Annotated in this window: 2 protein-coding genes; both read left to right on the forward strand. The window is 42.0% G+C overall.

Annotated elements, in window-relative coordinates:
- A partial coding sequence (locus tag LGT40_RS00460) for a hypothetical protein (RefSeq protein ID WP_226343117.1) occupies positions 1-429 on the forward strand: 429 nt, incomplete at its 5' end.
- On the forward strand, positions 413-1,724 hold a 1,312-nt coding region (locus LGT40_RS00465), incomplete at its 3' end, for a DEAD/DEAH box helicase (protein WP_226343118.1). The genes LGT40_RS00460 and LGT40_RS00465, both read left to right, overlap by 17 nt.

A 1,724-nucleotide genomic window follows, 5' to 3' on the forward strand; every position in this document is an offset into this window, starting at 1 on the left:
AAAAAAATCACTACAAACTGCTCAGTATTATCTAAACAAAAATGGCTGGAGTTTGTTCAATCTTCTTATGAAGGGCAGGATCCGGTTCAGCTTGAAAGTGTTCTCGCTCCGACTGATATAAACAAGTCAAATTTGCTTTTTTTTCGTGAAAAATATCTAGCTCTGAAACAACTTGGGCGATCAAGACCCAAAGAAAGGGGAGACTTTGACTCGGTTCGTCAAATTTCAAATCAACTCAGAGAAATACATCAGAGATTTGATTTTGAGGTGCCTGATGATGTGAGGATGTTTCTTGTTAGTGTAGCTGAGGGAGGGGCTGATTTAGATTTATTGACCACAGAAGTACTTGATTGGCTGCATAAAAAGAATACTAGTAACAATTATCGAATCGTAACTAAGCCGGTGAGTCGCAATGGTTCTGGATACTGATAGATTTCTAGAGAGTGTTCTTGATGCTATTGAGAGCCAAGAAGCAAAACTTCTAGTCTGGGGGGTGGTTGATGGCAGAATCTCCAGAACGGAAATTGATGAGATTATCTATCCAAGGGTTGAACAAGCACTTGAGCAAGGTCTAGAGGAGTTTTTTGATTCTGAGGGCGTGATTTCAGAACTTAAGAGTCGAGGTTTATTGTTTGAGACAGATGCTGACCCATATGAGGGGTACAGGTCACGAATGGCTGAGACAGTTCGTCTGGCATTTCGATTGAGACAGTTATTTCCTAATCACGACAGCGTCGATGGGTGGCAAAGAGCAAAAACATTGGTATCCGACTTTAGATTTACAAGAAGGCTACGACGTTACCCTATCAGAAATACAACTCCTGAAGTTCTAATCAGCGATATATCCGGTACCGAAAATAATCTAGACCAAATTTCTGTCCTAAAGGAACTCCTCTCTGACAGAGCAAATAATTATCACTTAGCTGATTTTCAAGTTCGTGCTTTAAAAAGGATTCTAGAGAGTCTGAGAAAAGGGCGTTCCACAGGAACACTTGTAAGCGCTGGTACAGGCAGTGGGAAGACACTCGCATTTTATCTGCCAGCAATTACTAGAGTTGGTGAGTTGAAACTCAAGCAGGCTCAAGGAGTTGCCTGGACAAAAATTCTAGCACTCTATCCTCGTACTGAGCTATTAAGAGATCAATTCGCTGAGGTATATGCCGAATCTCGACGTCTTGATGCTCTTTTAAGTTCAAATAATTCAAAAAAAATACGAATCGGAGCACTTTTTGGTGACACCCCTGAGAGTAGTTTAACCTTCAGAAACCCCAAGAAACATAAGTGGCGTAGGGTCTCTGTAGGCTTTGTTTGTGGCTATATGACATGTGTTCAGAATAGTTGTGACGGTGAGTTGGTATGGAAAAACGAAGATATTGACTCCAAAAGAGAGAGACTTTTCTGCTCTCAATGTGGGTATGAAATTAAGGAAGATGAAATCGCGATTACGCGTGAATCGCTTAAGAAAGATCCACCGGATATATTGTTCACCACTACAGAGATGTTAAATCAGCGTTTATCGGATACGGCTACGAGACACCTTTTTGGATTGCGCCCGGGAGCAATTCGCCCACCGGAGATGGTTCTTTTGGATGAGGTGCACACCTACTCTGGGAACCATGGAGCAAATGTTGGGTATCTCCTTCGAAGACTGTCTTTCCTGGTTAGGGCTCCTCTAACATTTGTAGGCCTCTCAGCTACGCTTCAAGATGGCGTTAGTTTTTTTT

The organism is Methylophaga pinxianii (genome assembly GCF_020447225.1).
Taxonomy (GTDB): domain Bacteria; phylum Pseudomonadota; class Gammaproteobacteria; order Nitrosococcales; family Methylophagaceae; genus Methylophaga; species Methylophaga pinxianii.